This window comes from Dactylosporangium sp. McL0621, assembly GCF_049995355.1.
GTDB lineage: Bacteria > Actinomycetota > Actinomycetes > Mycobacteriales > Micromonosporaceae > Dactylosporangium.
In genome coordinates, this window is record NZ_CP188259.1 from 1,921,941 (window position 1) to 1,938,488 (window position 16,548).

A 16,548-nucleotide genomic window follows, 5' to 3' on the forward strand; every position below is an offset into this window, starting at 1 on the left:
CCGTCTCACCCCGACAAGTGTCACGATTGACAGGTTGAACCCCCCTTTAGCGAGGAGAGATCGCATTGCGCGCACGAACGAGCTTTTCCGCAGACGCCTACGACGCGGACGCTGAGGAGTTCGAGGACTTCGTTGACGACGGCGAGCTCGAACTCGAGGCGCGGCATGCCCTGCGGCGTGTCGCCGGATTGTCCACCGAACTCGTGGATGTCACCGAGGTCGAGTACCGCCAGCTGCGCCTCGAGCGCGTCGTGCTGGTCGGCGTCTGGACCGAGGGCACCGTCACCGACGCCGAGAACTCGCTGACCGAGCTGGCCGCGCTCGCCGAGACCGCCGGCTCCCTGGTCCTCGACGGCCTCATCCAGCGCCGCAGCCGCCCCGACTCGGCCACCTTCATCGGCCGCGGCAAGGTCGACGAGGTGCGGGCCGTGGTCGTCAGCAGCGGCGCCGACACCGTCATCTGCGACGGCGAGCTGTCGCCGTCCCAGCTGCGGCAGCTGGAGTCGCGGGTCAACGTCAAGGTCATCGACCGCACGGCGCTGATCCTCGACATCTTCGCCCAGCACGCCAAGAGCAAGGAGGGCAAGGCCCAGGTCGAGCTGGCGCAGCTGCAGTACTTCCTGCCGCGCCTGCGAGGCTGGGGTGAGGCGCTCAGCCGGCAGGCCGGCGGCTCGGCCAGCGGCAACGGCGGCGTGGGCCTGCGCGGCCCCGGTGAGACCAAGCTCGAGATCGACCGGCGCCGCATCCGGACCCGCATCTCCCGCCTCAAGCGCGAGATCGCGGCGATGGCGACCATCCGCGACACCAAGCGGGCGACCCGCCGGCGCAACCGCGTGCCCGCCGTGGCGATCGCCGGCTACACCAACGCCGGCAAGTCCAGCCTGCTCAACCGCCTCACCGGGGCGGGCGTGCTGGTGGAGAACGCGCTGTTCGCCACCCTGGACACGACCACGCGCCGGACGCGGGCCGCCGACGGGCGGATCTACACGCTCTCGGACACCGTCGGTTTCGTCCGGCACCTGCCGCACCAGCTGGTCGAGGCCTTCCGGTCGACGCTGGAGGAGGTGGCGGAGGCCGATCTGGTACTCCACGTGGTCGACGGCTCCCACCCCGACCCCGAGGCGCAGGTCCGCGCCGTGCGCGAGGTCCTCGCCGAGGTCGGTGCGGATGCCGTACCCGAGCTGCTGGTCATCAACAAGGTCGACGCGGCCGACGAGGAGACCCAGCTGCGGCTGAAGGGCCTGTGGCCGACGGCCGTGTTCGCCTCCGCCCGCACCGGCGCCGGCCTCGACGACGTGCGCGCGGCGATCGAGCAGGGGCTGCCGTGGCCGGCCATCGAGCTGACGGCGATCGTGCCGTACGAGCGCGGCGACCTCGTGGCGCGCGTCCACTCGATCGGCGAGGTCCTCGAGACCTCCCACCTGGCCGAGGGCACCCGCGTCCGGGCCCGGGTCACGGAGGGCCTGGCGGCCGAGCTGGCCCCGTACGCCGTTTCGTCCTGATCCATCGGCGGTTACTCTCCGTCGCGCACCGCAGTTACCTGGAGTGACAGCCGGACCGGGCAACCCCAAAGCCGGTCCGGCTCTGCCAGACTTGCGGGATGCGACGACGGGTGGTGCTCTGTTCGGCTGCGGTGATCTGTCTGTCGGCCGGGGTGTCGGCACCGGCCGACGCCTACGCACCGTCGCCGACGTCCGCCGCCGGAACGGGCGCGGGCGCCACCGTGTGCTCGCCGGCCCCGAAGGACGTCAACGAGGTCTCGGGCCTCGTGGCCAAGCCCGACGGCGGGTACTACGCCATCCAGGACAGCCAGGTCGAGCCGGCCAAGTCCAAGATCTGGCTCCTCGACGACAGCTGCAAGCTGCTGAAGACGATCAACTACCAGAGCCGGCCGATCGACCCCGAGGACGCCGCCCTGGGCAAGGACGGCACGCTCTACGTCGGTGACATCGGCGACAACGATGAGGCGTCGGGGGGCTCGAAGAACCCGCGCAAGACCGTGGCGATCTGGACTCTGGCCCCCGGCTCGACCAACCCGGTGATCAACCGCCTGACCTACCCCGACGGCAAGAAGCACGACGCCGAGGCCCTCCTCATCAACGGCGACGGCCTGCCGATCATCATCACCAAGGCGTCGCCGAACGAGGTCTACATCGCCGAGTCCGCGCTCGTGCCGAACACGGCCAACGGCGTCAAGCTGAGGAAGGCCGGCGACTTCAAGTCCCTCCAGGACACCAAGACCCCCAACCCGCTGAACCTGCTCGGCTGGAAGCTCATCACCGGCGCCGCGGCCGCGCCCGACGGCTCCAAGGTCGTCGTGCGCACGTTGTCCGACGCCTACGAGTTCGACGTGGCCGGGGGCGACATCGTCAAGGCCCTGACGACCGGCAAGCCGCGCATCACGCCGCTGCCGAACGAGGCGCAGGGCGAGGCGATCACCTACACGCCGGACGGCAAGAACTACGTGACCGCCTCCGACGTGGACGCCACGAAGAAGGCGCCGCTGCTGAAGTACACGCCGACCGACATCTCGGTCGCGTCGGGGGGCAACGGGGCGAACGTGCCCTCGCCGAAGGCGAAGGACCAGTCGTTCCTGCAGTCGCTGACCCTCCAGGACATCACGTACGCGGTGGCCTTCATCGGCGTCCTCGGCCTCGGCCTCGTCATCGCGGGCGTGATCGGCATCCGCCGCTCCCGCGCCGCCCGCCGCGCCGCGGGCTCGAACACCGGCAACGTGCGCGGCGACGCCCCGGACGGCGACTTCGCGATGCCGGCCACGGTGGGCGGCGGCGGCCCGGGCGTCTACGGCGGCGGCCCCAACGGTCCGGGCGGCCCCGGCGGCCGGGACGGTGGCTCCGGGCCGGGCGGTGGCGGCCGCGGCGGCCCCGGTGGCAACGTGTACGGCGCGGGCCCGGCCGGCGGCGGCAACGTCTACGGCGCGGGCGGCGGTGGCGGTGGTGGCGGCCGCGACGGCGGCAACAACGTCTACGGCGGCGGTGGCGACCGCCCCGGCAACCGCCAGGGCGGCGGCGTGTACGGCGGTGGCGGCGGCTCCCCACGCGACGGCGGTGGTTCCCCACGCGACGGCGGCGGCAACGTCTACGGCGGCGGGCCGGGCGACCAGCGCGGCGGCTACGGCGGCGACCAGCGCGGCTTCGCCCAGGGCCCCCCTCCGCGGGAGGGCCGCGGCGGCTACGGCCCCGGCGACCAAGGCGGTTACGGCGGCTACGACCGGGGCTACGCGCCCCACCGCTGAGCCGTGTCGCGGCCAGCGCCGCGGCAAGGGTTGTGGCCGGCGGCTCCCTGGCTCAGCCGGCCACCAGAACGTCCGTGGGTCAGATGCGGCGGACGACCGTGACGACGCGGCCCAGGATCGTGGCCAGGTCGCCCTGGATGGGGTCGAAGGCCGCGTTCTGCGGCATCAGCCACACGTGGCCGTCGCGGTTGCGGTAGGTCTTCACGGTGGCCTCGCCGTCGAGCATGGCGGCCACGATTTCGCCGTTGTTGGCGTTGGGCTGCTGGCGCACGACCACCCAGTCGCCGTCACAGATCGCGGCGTCCAGCATCGAGTCGCCCTTGACCTGGAGCATGAAGAGGGTGCCCTCGCCGACGAGCTCGCGGGGGAGGGGGAAGACGTCCTCCACCGCCTGCTCGGCCAGGATCGGGCCGCCGGCGGCGATGCGGCCCAGGACGGGCACGTACGCGGGGGCCGGGCGGGCCGCGCGGGCCGCCTCCTCGTCGACCGCCACGAGCTCGCTCGGCGGGCGGACGTCGACGGCGCGGGGGCGGTTGGGGTCGCGGCGCAGGTAGCCCTTGCGCTCGAGCTCCTTGAGCTGGTACGCCACGCTCGAAGGGGAGACCAGGCCCACGGCCTCGCCGATCTCGCGCACGCTCGGCGGATAGCCGTTGCGCTCCACCGCGGCGCGGATGAACTCGAGGATGCGGCGCTGGCGGACGGTCAGGTCGGCCGCGAAGAGGTCGGGGAAGGCGCTGACCACGGCGGTGACCGCGCGCATCTCCGGCTCGCCGCCGCGGCGGCGGGTGGCGCGCTTGGCGCCGGCGCGGCCGCCGATGGCGGTGACCTCGGCGCCGGGGCCGTCGATGAGCTCGTCCGGCTCGCTCGCGGGTGCGTCGGTGCGGTCGTCGGCTGACACGTCGTCCTCCCTCGTGTTGGCAGTCGCGGGGCGTTCGCCGCGCCTGCTGACGGGCCGTGGGGTGGCTCGTCACCCGGGCCCCGCGCGGGTGCGGGTCCCGGTTGTCGCATCGGTGGCTCCTGCGGGCGCAGGTGCCGGTGTTTGTGTCGGTGGCTCCCGCGCCCGCGGGAGCCGGGGCATCCGTGGGTGCGGAGGCCCGATGGTGCGTTCGCGGCTCCCGCGTGCGGGCGCCCGGGATGTCACATAGGTCCGGTAGTCCCGATCGAAAGCTGATCGTGTGTGGATCACCGTAACGCCGGGGTACGCCAGTTTCAAACATCTGTACTACGTGGCGCGCCGATTTTTCGGCGAGTCTGCTCGACATGGGTCTTCCCGCTCTGGTACACCATCGTACGACTGTTCTATCGAACAGGCGTACGTAAAAGGGGGCCGACATGGGACGGCAGGTCGAAAACGGGCACGAAAGCGGGCCGATTCGCCTCACGCGGCGCGGGCGGATCGTGGTGTTCTGTTTCCTGCTGGCCGTCGCCGGAGGGCTCTTCGCGCTCGTCGCGGCGCCCGGGCAGGCGGCCGACCCGCCGGGGCCGGCGCCGACGGTCATCGTGCAGCCGGGCGACACGCTCTGGGACATCGCGACGCGCACCAAGGGGCGCGAAGGGCGCGACGCGACCGTGGAGGAGATCCGCCGGCTCAACAACCTCGACGGCTACGACATCGACGCCGGGCAACGGCTGGTCCTGCCCCGCCGCCGCTGACGTACGGCCGTCGCTGACTCTTAAATATCATCTTTCAGGGTATAAATCCGACAAGTCGGGGCAAGCGGCGTCCGACTTGCCGCAAAAGTCCACATGGCAGAGAACTACCAATGAGAGTCGCGACACAAAAGGGTCGGGATCCTCGTTTGACTTGCGTCGGCGTAGGCATCGGCATAGCGTCTACCCCAAGATGTAGTAGTTACAGGGGTGTAAGTCGTCCACAGGTTGTGGATTCGGCAGCCGCTGTTCACTGACTGTAATTTTCCGGCGAGCAGGCCTCACGAGGGCGTTCGTCCGGTTTGGTGTGCCTACCCTGGAGAGAGGTCCATCGACATGCGGTGCCCGTACTGTCGGCACGCCGACTCGAGGGTTGTCGACTCTCGCGAGGCCGAGGATGGGCAGATCATCCGGCGGCGCCGGTCCTGCCCGGAGTGCGGGCGGCGCTTCACCACCGTCGAGGAGGCGGTGCTCGCCGTGGTCAAGCGCAGCGGGGTGACCGAGCCGTTCAGCCGGTTGAAGATCATCGCCGGGGTGCGGAAGGCCTGCCAGGGCCGGCCCGTCGACGAGGACTCCATCGCGCTCCTCGCGCAGAAGGTCGAGGAGACGGTCCGGGCCCGGGGCGCGGCCGAGCTGCCCAGCCACGAGGTCGGGCTGGCCATCCTCGCGCCGCTGCGGGACCTCGACGAGGTGGCGTACCTGCGGTTCGCCAGCGTCTACCGGTCGTTCGACTCGCTCGGCGACTTCGAGCGGGAGATCGCGGCGCTGCGGGCCGGGGCCGAGGCGCCGGTGAAGGAAAGCGAGTCGTCGGGGGACGGCTCCACCGTGCCGACCGCGCGTGTCGGCTGACCAAAGCAAGAAAAGCGCACAGAACGAATTCCGGTACGCACATGCGGTACCGAATGATGATCACGCTGATGAGGGGGCCGCGGATGGCGGGGGAGACGAAGACGAAGACGTCGGCACGCAAGGACCAGCGGGAGGGGCTGCGGGTCGAGCGCGTCTGGACGACCGAGGGGGTGCACCCCTACGACGAGGTGACGTGGGAGCGTCGCGACGTCGTCATGACGAACTGGCGGGACGGCTCGATCAACTTCGAGCAGCGGGGGGTCGAGTTCCCGGCGACGTGGAGCGTCAACGCCGCCAACATCGTCACCACCAAGTACTTCCGCGGCGCCGTCGGCACGCCGCAGCGTGAGCAGTCGCTGCGCCAGCTGATCGACCGCGTCGTGTCGACCTACGTCGCGGCCGGCCTTCAGCACGGGTACTTCGCGACCGAGCAGGACGCCGAGATCTTCGGCCATGAGCTGACCTGGATGCTGCTGCACCAGGTGTTCAGCTTCAACTCGCCGGTCTGGTTCAACGTCGGTACGTCGTCGCCGCAGCAGGTCAGCGCCTGTTTCATCCTGTCCGTCGACGACTCGATGGACTCGATCCTCGACTGGTACAAGGAGGAGGGGCTGATCTTCAAGGGCGGCTCCGGCTCCGGCGTCAACCTGTCGCGGATCCGCTCCTCCAAGGAGCTGCTGACCAGCGGCGGCACGGCCAGCGGCCCGGTGTCGTTCATGCGCGGCGCGGACGCGTCGGCCGGGACGATCAAGAGCGGCGGCGCCACCCGCCGGGCGGCCAAGATGGTCATCCTCGACGTCGACCACCCCGACGTCGAGGAGTTCATCGAGACCAAGGCCCGCGAAGAGGACAAGATCCGGGCCCTGCGCGACGCCGGCTTCGACATGGACCTCGGCGGCAAGGACATCGTCAGCGTTCAGTACCAGAACGCCAACAACTCCGTCCGCGTCTCGGCCGACTTCATGCGCGCCGTCGAGGACGACGCCGAGTTCGGCCTGCGCTCGCGGCTGGACAACAGCATCATCTCGACGGTCAAGGGCAAGGAGCTGTTCAACAAGCTCGCCCAGGCCGCGTGGGCGTGCGCCGACCCCGGCATCCAGTACGACGACACGATCAACGACTGGCACACCTGCCCCGAGACCGGGCGGATCACCGGGTCGAACCCGTGCAGCGAGTACATGCACCTGGACAACTCCAGCTGCAACCTGGCCTCGCTGAACCTGCTCAAGTACCTCAACGCCGACGGCACCTTCGCCGTCGAGAAGTTCGTGAAGTCGGTCGAGCTGGTCATCACCGCGATGGACATCTCGATCTCCTTCGCCGACTTCCCGACGGAGAAGATCGGCGAGACCAGCCGCGCGTACCGCCAGCTCGGCATCGGCTACGCGAACCTGGGCGCGCTGCTCATGGCCAGCGGCCTGGCGTACGACTCCGAGGGCGGCCGGGCCGTCGCGGCCACGATCAGCAGCCTGATGACGGGCACCGCGTACCGGCGCTCGGCCGAACTGGCCGGGGTGGTCGGCGCCTACGACGGCTTCGCCCGCAACGCGACCGCGCACGCCCGCGTCATGCACAAGCACGCAGAAGCAAATGTCGTCATCGGTACCGTCGGCGCCGTCGACGCCGCCATCAAGGACGCGGCCACGGCCCAGTGGGCGCTCGGCAACGAGATCGGCGCCAAGAACGGCTGGCGCAACTCGCAGGCCAGCGTCCTGGCCCCGACCGGCACCATCGGCCTGATGATGGACTGCGACACCACCGGCGTCGAGCCCGACCTGGCCCTGGTCAAGTTCAAGAAGCTCGTCGGCGGCGGCTCGATGCAGATCGTCAACCAGACCGTGCCCCGCGCCCTGCGCACCCTCGGGTACCAGGAGGAGCAGGTCGAGGCGATCGTCGAGCACATCTCGGCGCACGGCCACGTCGTCGACGCGCCCGGGCTGCGCCCCGAGCACTACAGCGTCTTCGACTGCGCCATGGGCGAGCGGACCATCGCGCCGATGGGCCACGTGCGGATGATGGCGGCGATCCAGCCGTTCATCTCCGGCGCCATCTCCAAGACGGTCAACATGCCGGAGTCGGCGACCGTCGAGGACGTCGAGGAGATCTACTACCAGGGCTGGAAGCTCGGCCTCAAGGCGCTCGCGATCTACCGCGACAACTGCAAGGTCGGCCAGCCGCTGTCGGCGGTCAGCTCCTCCAAGAAGGAGGAGCCGGCGCCCGTCGTGCAGGAGGTCGTGAAGACCGAGAAGGTGATCGAGTACCGCCCGGTGCGCAAGCGGCTGCCGAAGAAGCGGCCGAGCTCGACGGTGTCGTTCTCCGTCGCCGGCGCCGAGGGCTACCTGACCGCCTCGTCCTACCCCGACGACGGCCTCGGCGAGGTCTTCCTCAAGATGTCGAAGCAGGGCTCGACCCTCGCCGGCGTCATGGACGCGTTCTCGGTGGCCATCTCGATCGGCCTGCAGTACGGGGTGCCGCTGGAGACGTACGTCTCGAAGTTCGTGAACATGCGCTTCGAGCCGGCCGGCATGACCGACGACCCGGACATCCGCCTCGCCTCGTCGGTGATGGACTACATCTTCCGCCGCCTGGCCCTGGACTTCCTGGACTTCGACACCCGCTCGGAGCTCGGCATCCTCACCTCGGCGGAGCGCGCGGCCCAGCTGCGCGCCGAGGCCGCGGGCAACGGCGGCGACTCCGAGGTCGACCTCACCGAGATGCGCAACTCGGCCCCGGTGGAGAAGCCGGCCGCCGAGAAGGACAAGCCGGCCGCGAAGCCCGCCGAGATCGAGCCGCCGCGGCGGATCGGCTCCTCGACCGAGCTGCTCGAGCTGGTGCAGGGCAAGGCGGCCGACGCGCCGCTGTGCTTCACCTGCGGGACGAAGATGCGCCCCGCGGGCAGCTGCTACGTCTGCGAGGGCTGCGGCTCCACCAGCGGCTGCAGCTGACGTGACACCGCGATGCCCGGGTCCGTGCGGACCCGGGCATCGTCGCGTTCAGGACCAGGCGGCCGCGATGCGGGAGAGCTCGTCGCGGTACTCGATCAGCCCGAACCACGGCGCGGGCCAGCCCGGCTCGCCGTGGACCGCGCCCGCGAACGCACCCGCCAGGCAGGCGATCGAGTCCGAGTCGCCCGAGGAGGCGGCGCCGCGCGCGATGGCGTCGACCGGCGAGTCAGGGAAGAGCAGCACGCAGTACACGGCCGTGGCGAGGGCCTCCTCGGCGACCCAGCCCGCGCCGCCGGCCAGGCACGGGTCGGCGTCCGGGCCGATCCAGCGGACCTTGTCCTCCAGGCCGGCGAGCGCGTCCGCGCACTCGTCCCAGCCGGTGGCGATGAACCGCTCCGGGGAGCCGGCCGGCGAGCGCCGCCAGAGCTGGTCACCGAGCCAGTCCCCGCGGTACACCTCCCGCTGAGTCGAACAGCGCTCGCGCAGGGCCGCCGGGAGCTCGGCCACGGGCAGGCCGTCGAGCAGCCAGCGCACGGCGAGGGCGGTCAGCTCGGAGGCGGCCAGGCCGGTCGGGTGGCCGTGGGTGAGGGCGGCCTGCAGCTGGGCCGCGCCCGCGCGCTCGTCCTCGGTCAGGCCCGGGACCAGGCCCATCGGGGTCACGCGCATGTTGGCGCCGCAGCCCTTCGAGCCGGCCACCGTGGCCTCCCACCACGGCACGCCGCGGCTGAGCGCGCCGCACGCGGCCATGCACGTGTTGCCGGGGGCGCGGTTGTTCTCCGGGCTGCGCGCCCACTCGACGAACAGCCGGTTCAGGTGGGGCTCGAGCCGGTCGGCGGTCAGCGGCGGCGTGGTCAGAGCGAGCTCGAGGGCGCCGGCGACGGCCAGGGCCATCTGGGTGTCGTCGGTGACCAGGGCGCCCGGCGGCAGGTCGCGGGGGCCGCGCGGGCCGAACGTGGCCACGATCTCGTCGTACGAGCGGAACTCCGTCGGTTTGCCGAGCGCGTCGCCGAACGCGAGACCGAACAGGGAAGCCTTCACTGACATGCCGGAAAGCTATACCCGCACCACCTCGACCCGGCACTGCGGATGGCGGGCGCGGACCTCCTCGGCGCGCCGCTGCGCCGCGTCGGAGAGGGCCAGCAGCCGCACCGGGCCCGGCGTCGGCGACCGAGGCGTCCAGGCGCCCGGTCGCGGTCACCGGCAGGTGGTTGTAGATGGCGCCCGCGGTCGCGCCGGACGTGCGCTGCATCGTGGAGAGGAACAGGGTCAGGCGGTACGACTCGTAGCCCGTGTCGTCGCCGACCACGAGCACGGGGGCGTCGCCGGGCAGCCGCGAGTACGCCCGCAGCAGCAGGTTCGCCTGGGCCGTGCGCGTCGCGTCCGGGCCGGCCAGCCACGAGGCACCCCAGGACCCGCCGGGCTGCGGCTGGTACGGCGTGTCGCCGCGCCCGGCCCCGGTGAGCGCGACGATCGCCACGAGGGCCGGCACCGCGGCCGGCAGCGAGCGGTGGCGGCGGGACACGGCCGGCGGCGGCAGGTGCAGCGCGACCGCGCCCGCGCCCACGAGCAGCAGGGCGAAGACGAGGTAGAGGGCCTTGTTCGCGTAGTACCCGCTGCCGACCCCGAACAGCCGCTGCCCGATCAGCAGCACCCCGGCGAACGCGGCGACGGGGACGAAGGCGAGCGTGTACCGCCGCCAGATCCGGCTGTGCCGCCCGCGCCGCGTCAGCAGGCCGGTGGCTACCAGCGAGATAGTGCGCCAGCATGCCGGTACCGCCGCCGAAATCCGCCGCCGAGGACCGGGCGAACCCGTCGAGCAGCCCGGCCAGCAGGTGCGAGCCCTGCGGATAGTCGATCATGCCGCCGTAGACGTGGTGCTCGCCCGGGCGCGGTCGGCGAACAGGTAGCCGCCGGTGCGCCGGATGGCGTCGAAGACCGCCGCGTGCCGGGCCAGGTCCTCGCCGTCGAGCATGATCGCCAGGCGCCGGTCGGCCCCCGCGTGCCACACCGGCCACGCCGCGACGAGGCCCACGACCCCGGCCGCGGCCAGCGCGACCGCGTCGGACCAGCGCGGCCGGGGCAGGCGCGGGCGGCGCCGGGACCACGCCGCGAGCAGGATCAGCGCGGTCGCGGCCGTCCCGGCCACGGCGACCGGATGCAGGCCCCACGGCCAGAACGCGAACACGAGGCCGTCCACACAGGTGGCGCCGAGCAGCACCGCGCCCGCGAGCATCAGCCGGTCGAGCAGGCCGCGGCCGCCGCGCAGCAGGGCCGCGGTGGCGACCAGCAGCAGGGGCGGCACGACGACGGCGGCGCGGGCCGCGTACAGGGCGGTGACCAGCAGCCACGCGGCCGCGACCAGGGCCGGGATGCGCAGTTGTACACGCCGGGGCGAGGGGATCGGCACGTACGTGTAACGATTTATCGGGGAAACTTCGTGTCTGTCCGGTTCGTTGGGCTTCACGTGACGACGCTGCGCGCGCGGTACGACCCCCGGGCCAACGGCCTCGGCCTGCTCCGGCTCACCCTGGCGCTGACGGTGCTGGTCGCCCAGGCCTGGCCGCTCGGCCTCGGCGAACCCAACCCCGGTCACGGCCTGACCCGCGGCCAGACCGACCTCGGCACCCTCGCCGTCGACGGGTTCTTCGTGCTCTCCGGGTTCCTCGTCGCCGCGTCCGCGCGCCGCGGCGGGGCCCTGCGCTTCGCCTGGCACCGCTTCCTGCGCATCTTCCCCGGCCTGTGGGTCTGCCTGGCCGCGACCGCGCTCGCCGCCGCCGTCAGCGGGCACGCGGGCGACCTGGGGTTCGTGCGCGCGAACCTCGCCGGCTCCGTGCACCAGTGGGGGATCGGCACCATGTTCCTCGACACCCCGTACGGCCGGCTCGTGCAGGGCAGCGTCGTCAACGGGTCGCTGTGGAGCCTGGTGTACGAGCTGCTGTGCTACTGCGGCCTCACGGTCCTCATCGCCGCCGGGCTGCCGCGCCGCGCCCCGTGGGCCGTGCCGCTGTTCGCGGGCGTTGCCTACGCCGTCATCGTGCTCGACGCGGTGCGGAGTCCCACGACGCCGCAGTACCGCGGGGGGCTCGGCCCGTTCCCGGTATGGGGCTACGTGGACCTGCAGCTCGCCTGCTACCTCGGGTTCCTGTTCCTGCTCGGGGCGAGCGCGCAGCTGTACGCCGGCCACGTCTACCTGAAGTGGCCGATCGCGCTGGGCGCCGGGCTGGTGCTCGCCGGCAGCCTCGTCTACGGGGGCTTCTTCGTGCTCGGGTACCCGGCGTTCGCCTACCTGATGCTGTACGCCGCGTGCACCGTCCCGCCCCGCCTGCACGCGGTCGGACGGGAGCACGACTACTCGTACGGCATCTACATCTACGCGTTCCCCGTCCAGCAGGCCGTCGCGCACTTCGGCGGGGCCGCGTGGGGGCTCGTGCCGTACGTCGCGCTGTGCCTGCCCCTGGTCCTGCTCGTGGCCGCGGCCTCCTGGCACCTGGTCGAGCGGCCGGCCCTCGCCCTGAAGCACCGCGTCTTCGAGTGGCACCTAACCTTGGCGCGGTGACGCTCACCTTCGCCTGGCGCGCCCCGTTCACCTCGCCCGAACTGCGCCGCCTGCACGCTGCCAGCTTCGGGGGCGGCGACTCCGCCGGCCCGATCGACTGGTGGGCCCGGGTCAACGCGCACAGTCTCGGCTGGGTCGTCGCCCGCGACGGGGCGGCCCTCGCCGGCTTCGTGAACGTCGCCTGGGACGGCGGCGAGCACGCGTTCGTCCTGGACACGATGGTCGCCGCGCCGTACCGCCGCACGGGCGCCGGGACACGGCTGGTGGCCCTGGCCGCCGAGGGGGCCAGGGCCACCGGTTGCCGCTGGCTCCACGTGGACTTCGAACCCCACCTCACGAAGTTCTACCTGGAGTCCTGCGGCTTCAGCCCGACGCCGGCCGGGCTAGTCTCACTTGCGTAGCGCCTTCAGGCTCTTGTGGGCGGCCTTGGCGGCGTCGCGGATCGGGCTCACCGCGGCCTTGATGGCGTCGGCGTCGGGGCCGGGCTTGACCGCCAGCAGCGCGTCGGCCTTCCCTTCCAGCGACTTCTGAATCGCGTCCGTGCCCGCCGTCTTGTGCGCGACCACGAGCTCGGTGTCGATGGCGGCCGTGAGGCGCACCTTCGGGCCGGTGAGCATGAAGACGCGGTAGTCGTTCACCATGCTCTGCGCGTCGGCCTTGAGCGCCGCCGCCGTCGTCTCGCCCTGGACCTTGGTCTTGAGCGCGGTCAGGCCGCCGCGCTGGTCGGCGACGAGCTTGGTGAGCGTGTCCTTGTGCGCCGCGGTGAGCTGCTTGGCGCCGCCGATCGTGGCGTCGAACTGCTTGAGCGCGTCGAGCCGCTTGTCGATCCGCGCGGCGACCGCCTGCTTGGCCTGGTCGAGGGTGGGGGCCGCGCTCGCGGGGGCGCCGACGGCGAGCGTGGCGCCGACGACGACGGTCGCGGCGAGCAGGGTACGTGCGATCCGGTTCATTCTCGTCAGTCCTCGTCCTCAGGAGCCTGGGCGTCCTTGCTGAGCTGCTGCCCGACCTGGTCGAGCAGCTGGTCCACGTCCGCGCCGCCCTGGTCGGCGGCCGCGCCGCCGGTCGTGGCGGCCGGGGCCGTGGTCACGGTCGCCGCCGGCGGGGTTGGTGCGGCGGGCCGCTGTCCGCGATCCTTGCCGCAGCCGCCCAGGAACAGCAGCGCCGCGGCCAGCGCGATGGCGAGCGTTCGTCTCATGGCGCCCATGGTGCGGGCCGCGGGTAAGCGCGACCCGCGGCCCGACGTAAGGGTTGTGTCAACGCCGCACGGCCGCGGTCACCTCGACCTCCAGCAGCGCGCCCGCGCGGAAGAGCCGCGACACCTCGACGGTCGTGCTGGCCGGCGGCGTCCCGGGGAACAGCTCGCGGCGCACGGTGCCGTACTCCGGCAGCAGCCCCAGATCGGTGACGAACGTACGGATGTGCGCGACGTCGGCGAATCCCGCACCGTGGGCCGCGAGAATGCCGCGCACGACACCGAAGATGTGCCGCGCCTGGGCCGCCATGTCGCCCTCCCCGACGATCGCCCCGTCGTCGCCGACCGCGATCTGACCGGCGAGGAACAACAACGTAGCGCCGCCGGCATCGACCCGGGCAACGTGCGAATAGGGCCCGGCGGGCGCCGTCACACCCGCGGGGTTGTCGAGCCTCATGACCATGTTCACGCCTCTCTCACAAGAACGGCAATATCCGCATCCGGTACCGCCCGACCCACCACGGCCCGCGCCGCCCCCACGACCGGCAGCCCGCCGCGACGACCGGTCTTCCCTTCCACGGCGGCGATCGCGAGGTCGAGATCCTTGGCCGCCAGCGCGTTCGTGAAGTGCGCCGCGGGCCTCCCGGCGCCGACCGTTCGCACGGCCGCGGTGCCGAGCGCTCGTCCTTCCGCAGTGCCGAGCGCTCGTGCTTCCGCAGTGCCGAGGGTTCGTTCTTCCGCCGTGCCGAGCGCTCGTGCTTCCGCAGTGCCGAGGGTTCGTCCTTCCGCCGTGCCGAGCGCTCGTGCTTCCGCAGTGCCGAGGGTTCGTCCTTCCGCGGTGCCGAGGGTTCGTTCTTCCGTGGCGCCGAGGGTTCGTTCGGCTGCGGCGCCGAGCGTTCGTTCGGCCGCGAAGGCGAGCGGCCCGGCCCGCATGAGCTCGACCGCGCCCGCGCGTGGCAACCCCACCGCCTCGGCGACCACCAGCACGTCGGCGAGCGCCGCGACCGCCGAGATCATGGCCGCGTTGAGCACCACCTTGGCCGCCGCGCCCGAGCCGAGCGGCCCGCAGTGCCGCACGTCGCCGAGCGCGTCCAGCACGGGCCGCACCCGCGCCACGTCGGCCGCGTCCCCGCCCGCGAAGATGCGCAACCTCCCCGCAGCCGCCGCCCCCACGCTGCCCCCGACCGGCGCATCCACGAGCGCGACGCCGTCGGGGAGACCGGCCGCGACCGCGCGTACTGCATCCGGCCCAATCGTCGACATCTCCACGACAACGGTTCCGGCGCGCAGCCGGGCGCGACCGAGCACGTCTTGGACCGCGGCCCCGTCGGTGAGCATGGTGATCACGACGCCGGCTTGGTTGCCGGCTTCGACGCCCGCTTCGTTGCCGGTTCCGACGGCGGCTCGGACGCCCGCTTCGCTGCCGGTTTCGACGGCGGCTCCGCCACCCGTTTCGCTGCCGGCCCCGGCGCCCGCTTCTACGCCGGCTTCGTTGCCGGTTCCGACGGCGGCTTCGGCGCCCGCTTCGTTGCCGGCTCCGATGCGGGCTTCGACGGCGGCGAGATCGGTCGTCACAGTGACGCCCGGGAGCGGGCCGCGCGGCGTCCGGTTCCAGCCGGTGACCGCCCAGCCGGCTTCCGCGAGCCGTACGGCGATCGCGGCCCCCATCCGCCCGAGCCCGAGTACTGCGATGTGGTCCATGCCGACGACGCTATGGATCTTTCTCGCATGCCACCAGCGAATGTCTGGCATGGTGGCCATGCGCCGTGCGAATGTCGACATCGTGCAGACGGAGATGCTCGAGGTGTTCCGCGAGGTGGCGCGGCAGCGGTCCATCACGGGCGCGGCGGCGACGCTGCGGTACACCCAATCGGCCGTGTCCCGGCAGATGGCCGCCCTGGAGGCCGAGTTCGGCGCCCGCCTCTTCGACCGCCTGCCGCGCGGCGTGGCCCTGACCGCGGAGGGGCAATGCCTGCTCGAGCACGCCTCGGCGGTGCTGGACCGCCTCGCGTCCGCGCGCCGCGAGGTCCAGGCTGTGCGCGACGCCGAGACCGGACGCCTGCGCGTGGGCGCCTTCGCAACCGCGGACGCGGCGGTGGTACCACGCGCGCTCGCCCGCTTCCGCGCGTCCCACCCGCACGTGGAGATCTCGTTGGTCGAGGGCCTGACCACGCGCCTGCTGTCGGCCCTGCTGGTGGGCGACGCGGACGTGGTACTGGTGAACGCGAGCGCGGACCGCCCGTTCACGGATGAACGCTTCCAGCTGCATCATCTGGTGGACGAGCCGATGCTGCTCGCCGTGAGCGTCTCCCACGCCCTGGCGCGTCCGGCTTCCCGTTCATTGCCTCACGACGCCGGCGGTGGGGGACTGGGTCCGCTCGCCGATGCATCGGCGAGTAGAGCCGAAGGGGCGGGACCCGATCGGATATCCCCGGCATCGGCGGACGGTGCCGATTTCGCTGAACCCAGTCCGACGTCTCATGCACCGGTACACGGCGCCGAAGGAGTGGTACCCAATCCGACATTCTCGCGGATATCGGATATATCGCCGACGGATGGACAAATGGCGCGGCGAAGTGTGGCTGATCCCCGGCCGGGTGCGGGCGGGCGCGTCGTGCGGCTGCGTGACCTGGCCGGCGAGGCCTGGGTAGCCGGGTCGGCCCGTGCGGAGGAGACGCTGCTCGGGGCGAGCGTGCGGCTGGGGTTCCGGCCGCGGATCGAGTTCGTGGTGCGGGAGTGGACGGCGAAGTTCGGGTTCGTGGCGGCCGGGCTCGGCGTGACCCTGGTGCCGGGGCTCGCCGCGCGTACCGCCCCCGCCGACGTCGTACTGCTGCCGCTCGACCCCGCCGAGGTGCCGCCCCGCACCGTGGTGGCGGCGACGCTGGCCGGACGCACGGTGCCCCCCGTCGTCGAGGCCTTCCTGGGCACTCTGCGTGAGGAGGTCATCGAGGCCGCGCGTCCGAGCGCCTGACGGTGCGGCGGTCAGCGCCCGCGCGTCCGGGCGCCTGACGGTGCGGCGGTCAGCGCTCCACGCGCCCGGGCGCGGATAGCTCGGGGTGGGCTCGGGACGCGTGGCGCCGCTCGGGGCCTCACGGTGCGG

16 protein-coding genes are annotated in these 16,548 nt (G+C 72.3%); 9 read left to right on the top strand and 7 right to left on the bottom strand.

Annotation, left to right across the window (positions count from 1 at the left end; genetic code table 11):
* Positions 1-59: 59 nt before the first annotated feature.
* Together hflX and ACPPVO_RS08830 are read left to right on the top strand one after the other, a co-directional pair.
* On the top strand, positions 60-1,502 hold the full coding sequence (gene hflX / locus ACPPVO_RS08825; protein ID WP_426514582.1) for a GTPase HflX: 1,443 nt from the start codon (positions 60-62) through the stop codon (positions 1,500-1,502).
* Between the two features lie 98 nt (positions 1,503-1,600).
* The gene (locus ACPPVO_RS08830) at positions 1,601-3,256 is read left to right on the top strand and encodes a hypothetical protein (RefSeq protein ID WP_426510731.1); all 1,656 of its coding nucleotides are present in this window, start codon (positions 1,601-1,603) and stop codon (positions 3,254-3,256) included.
* A 79-nt stretch (positions 3,257-3,335) separates the two neighbouring features.
* Here ACPPVO_RS08830 and lexA read toward each other — a convergent pair whose 3' ends face one another.
* The gene (lexA, locus tag ACPPVO_RS08835) at positions 3,336-4,016 is read right to left on the bottom strand and encodes a transcriptional repressor LexA (protein ID WP_426514583.1); all 681 of its coding nucleotides are present in this window, start codon (positions 4,014-4,016) and stop codon (positions 3,336-3,338) included.
* Positions 4,017-4,588: 572 nt separating this feature from the next.
* On the opposite strand from lexA, the gene ACPPVO_RS08840 reads away from it, so the two are divergent.
* The 3 genes from ACPPVO_RS08840 (at position 4,589) to ACPPVO_RS08850 (ending at position 8,700) form a co-directional block, all read left to right on the top strand.
* Positions 4,589-4,909 (top strand): LysM peptidoglycan-binding domain-containing protein, encoded by a 321-nt coding sequence (locus ACPPVO_RS08840; protein ID WP_360388722.1) that lies wholly within the window; start codon positions 4,589-4,591, stop codon positions 4,907-4,909.
* 333 nt (positions 4,910-5,242) lie between these two features.
* Entirely contained in the window at positions 5,243-5,755 is a 513-nt protein-coding gene (nrdR, locus tag ACPPVO_RS08845; protein ID WP_360388719.1) for a transcriptional regulator NrdR, read from the top strand.
* An 83-nt stretch (positions 5,756-5,838) separates the two neighbouring features.
* Positions 5,839-8,700 (top strand): vitamin B12-dependent ribonucleotide reductase, encoded by a 2,862-nt coding sequence (locus ACPPVO_RS08850; protein ID WP_426514584.1) that lies wholly within the window; start codon positions 5,839-5,841, stop codon positions 8,698-8,700.
* Positions 8,701-8,748: 48 nt separating this feature from the next.
* Here ACPPVO_RS08850 and ACPPVO_RS08855 read toward each other — a convergent pair whose 3' ends face one another.
* Positions 8,749-9,744: an ADP-ribosylglycohydrolase family protein gene (locus tag ACPPVO_RS08855; protein ID WP_426510732.1), complete on the bottom strand. Its 996-nt coding sequence runs from the start codon at positions 9,742-9,744 to the stop codon at positions 8,749-8,751.
* Between the two features lie 245 nt (positions 9,745-9,989).
* On the opposite strand from ACPPVO_RS08855, the gene ACPPVO_RS08860 reads away from it, so the two are divergent.
* Positions 9,990-10,289, top strand: coding sequence for a hypothetical protein (locus tag ACPPVO_RS08860; protein ID WP_426510733.1), 300 nt, complete (start codon positions 9,990-9,992; stop codon positions 10,287-10,289).
* 266 nt (positions 10,290-10,555) lie between these two features.
* Here the strand turns inward: ACPPVO_RS08860 and ACPPVO_RS08865 are convergent, their stop codons facing one another.
* Entirely contained in the window at positions 10,556-11,107 is a 552-nt protein-coding gene (locus tag ACPPVO_RS08865) for a hypothetical protein (RefSeq protein WP_426510734.1), read from the bottom strand.
* A gap of 57 nt (positions 11,108-11,164) precedes the next feature.
* On the opposite strand from ACPPVO_RS08865, the gene ACPPVO_RS08870 reads away from it, so the two are divergent.
* Together ACPPVO_RS08870 and ACPPVO_RS08875 are read left to right on the top strand one after the other, a co-directional pair.
* The gene (locus tag ACPPVO_RS08870; protein WP_426510735.1) at positions 11,165-12,256 is read left to right on the top strand and encodes an acyltransferase family protein; all 1,092 of its coding nucleotides are present in this window, start codon (positions 11,165-11,167) and stop codon (positions 12,254-12,256) included.
* Positions 12,253-12,657 (top strand): GNAT family N-acetyltransferase, encoded by a 405-nt coding sequence (locus ACPPVO_RS08875; RefSeq protein ID WP_426510736.1) that lies wholly within the window; start codon positions 12,253-12,255, stop codon positions 12,655-12,657. The genes ACPPVO_RS08870 and ACPPVO_RS08875 overlap by 4 nt, the downstream gene beginning before the upstream one ends.
* Here ACPPVO_RS08875 and ACPPVO_RS08880 read toward each other — a convergent pair.
* Genes ACPPVO_RS08880 through ACPPVO_RS08895 form a run of 4 tightly spaced genes read right to left on the bottom strand, consistent with a single transcriptional unit; the run spans position 12,646 to position 15,149 of the window.
* On the bottom strand, positions 12,646-13,206 hold the full coding sequence (locus ACPPVO_RS08880; protein ID WP_426510737.1) for a hypothetical protein: 561 nt from the start codon (positions 13,204-13,206) through the stop codon (positions 12,646-12,648). The genes ACPPVO_RS08875 and ACPPVO_RS08880 overlap by 12 nt on opposite strands.
* Before the next feature lie 5 nt (positions 13,207-13,211).
* Entirely contained in the window at positions 13,212-13,451 is a 240-nt protein-coding gene (locus ACPPVO_RS08885; RefSeq protein ID WP_426510738.1) for a hypothetical protein, read from the bottom strand.
* A gap of 58 nt (positions 13,452-13,509) precedes the next feature.
* Positions 13,510-13,905, bottom strand: coding sequence for a RidA family protein (locus tag ACPPVO_RS08890; RefSeq protein ID WP_426510739.1), 396 nt, complete (start codon positions 13,903-13,905; stop codon positions 13,510-13,512).
* An 8-nt stretch (positions 13,906-13,913) separates the two neighbouring features.
* Positions 13,914-15,149, bottom strand: a complete 1,236-nt coding sequence (locus tag ACPPVO_RS08895) for an NAD(P)-dependent oxidoreductase (protein ID WP_426510740.1) — start codon at positions 15,147-15,149, stop codon at positions 13,914-13,916.
* Between ACPPVO_RS08895 and ACPPVO_RS08900 the strand changes: the two genes are divergently transcribed.
* Positions 15,139-16,419 carry a LysR family transcriptional regulator gene (locus ACPPVO_RS08900; RefSeq protein WP_426510741.1) on the top strand — a complete coding sequence of 427 codons (1,281 nt, stop codon included), beginning with the start codon at positions 15,139-15,141 and terminating at the stop codon, positions 16,417-16,419. The genes ACPPVO_RS08895 and ACPPVO_RS08900 overlap by 11 nt on opposite strands.
* Positions 16,420-16,548: the final 129 nt, after the last annotated feature.

Excerpts from the sequence above, each read along its gene's own strand:
- nrdR (WP_360388719.1), top strand. The coding sequence starts at position 5,243 with ATGCGGTGCCCGTACTGTCGGCACGCCGACTCGAGGGTTGTCGACTCT.
- ACPPVO_RS08855 (WP_426510732.1), bottom strand. The coding sequence starts at position 9,744 with ATGTCAGTGAAGGCTTCCCTGTTCGGTCTCGCGTTCGGCGACGCGCTC.
- ACPPVO_RS08885 (WP_426510738.1), bottom strand. The coding sequence starts at position 13,451 with ATGAGACGAACGCTCGCCATCGCGCTGGCCGCGGCGCTGCTGTTCCTG.
- ACPPVO_RS08890 (WP_426510739.1), bottom strand. The coding sequence starts at position 13,905 with ATGAGGCTCGACAACCCCGCGGGTGTGACGGCGCCCGCCGGGCCCTAT.
- ACPPVO_RS08850 (WP_426514584.1), top strand. The coding sequence starts at position 5,839 with ATGGCGGGGGAGACGAAGACGAAGACGTCGGCACGCAAGGACCAGCGG.
- ACPPVO_RS08880 (WP_426510737.1), bottom strand. The coding sequence starts at position 13,206 with ATGAACCGGATCGCACGTACCCTGCTCGCCGCGACCGTCGTCGTCGGC.
- ACPPVO_RS08900 (WP_426510741.1), top strand. The coding sequence starts at position 15,139 with ATGTGGTCCATGCCGACGACGCTATGGATCTTTCTCGCATGCCACCAG.
- ACPPVO_RS08895 (WP_426510740.1), bottom strand. The coding sequence starts at position 15,149 with ATGGACCACATCGCAGTACTCGGGCTCGGGCGGATGGGGGCCGCGATC.
- ACPPVO_RS08830 (WP_426510731.1), top strand. The coding sequence starts at position 1,601 with ATGCGACGACGGGTGGTGCTCTGTTCGGCTGCGGTGATCTGTCTGTCG.
- ACPPVO_RS08840 (WP_360388722.1), top strand. The coding sequence starts at position 4,589 with ATGGGACGGCAGGTCGAAAACGGGCACGAAAGCGGGCCGATTCGCCTC.
- lexA (WP_426514583.1), bottom strand. The coding sequence starts at position 4,016 with ATGCGCGCGGTCACCGCCGTGGTCAGCGCCTTCCCCGACCTCTTCGCG.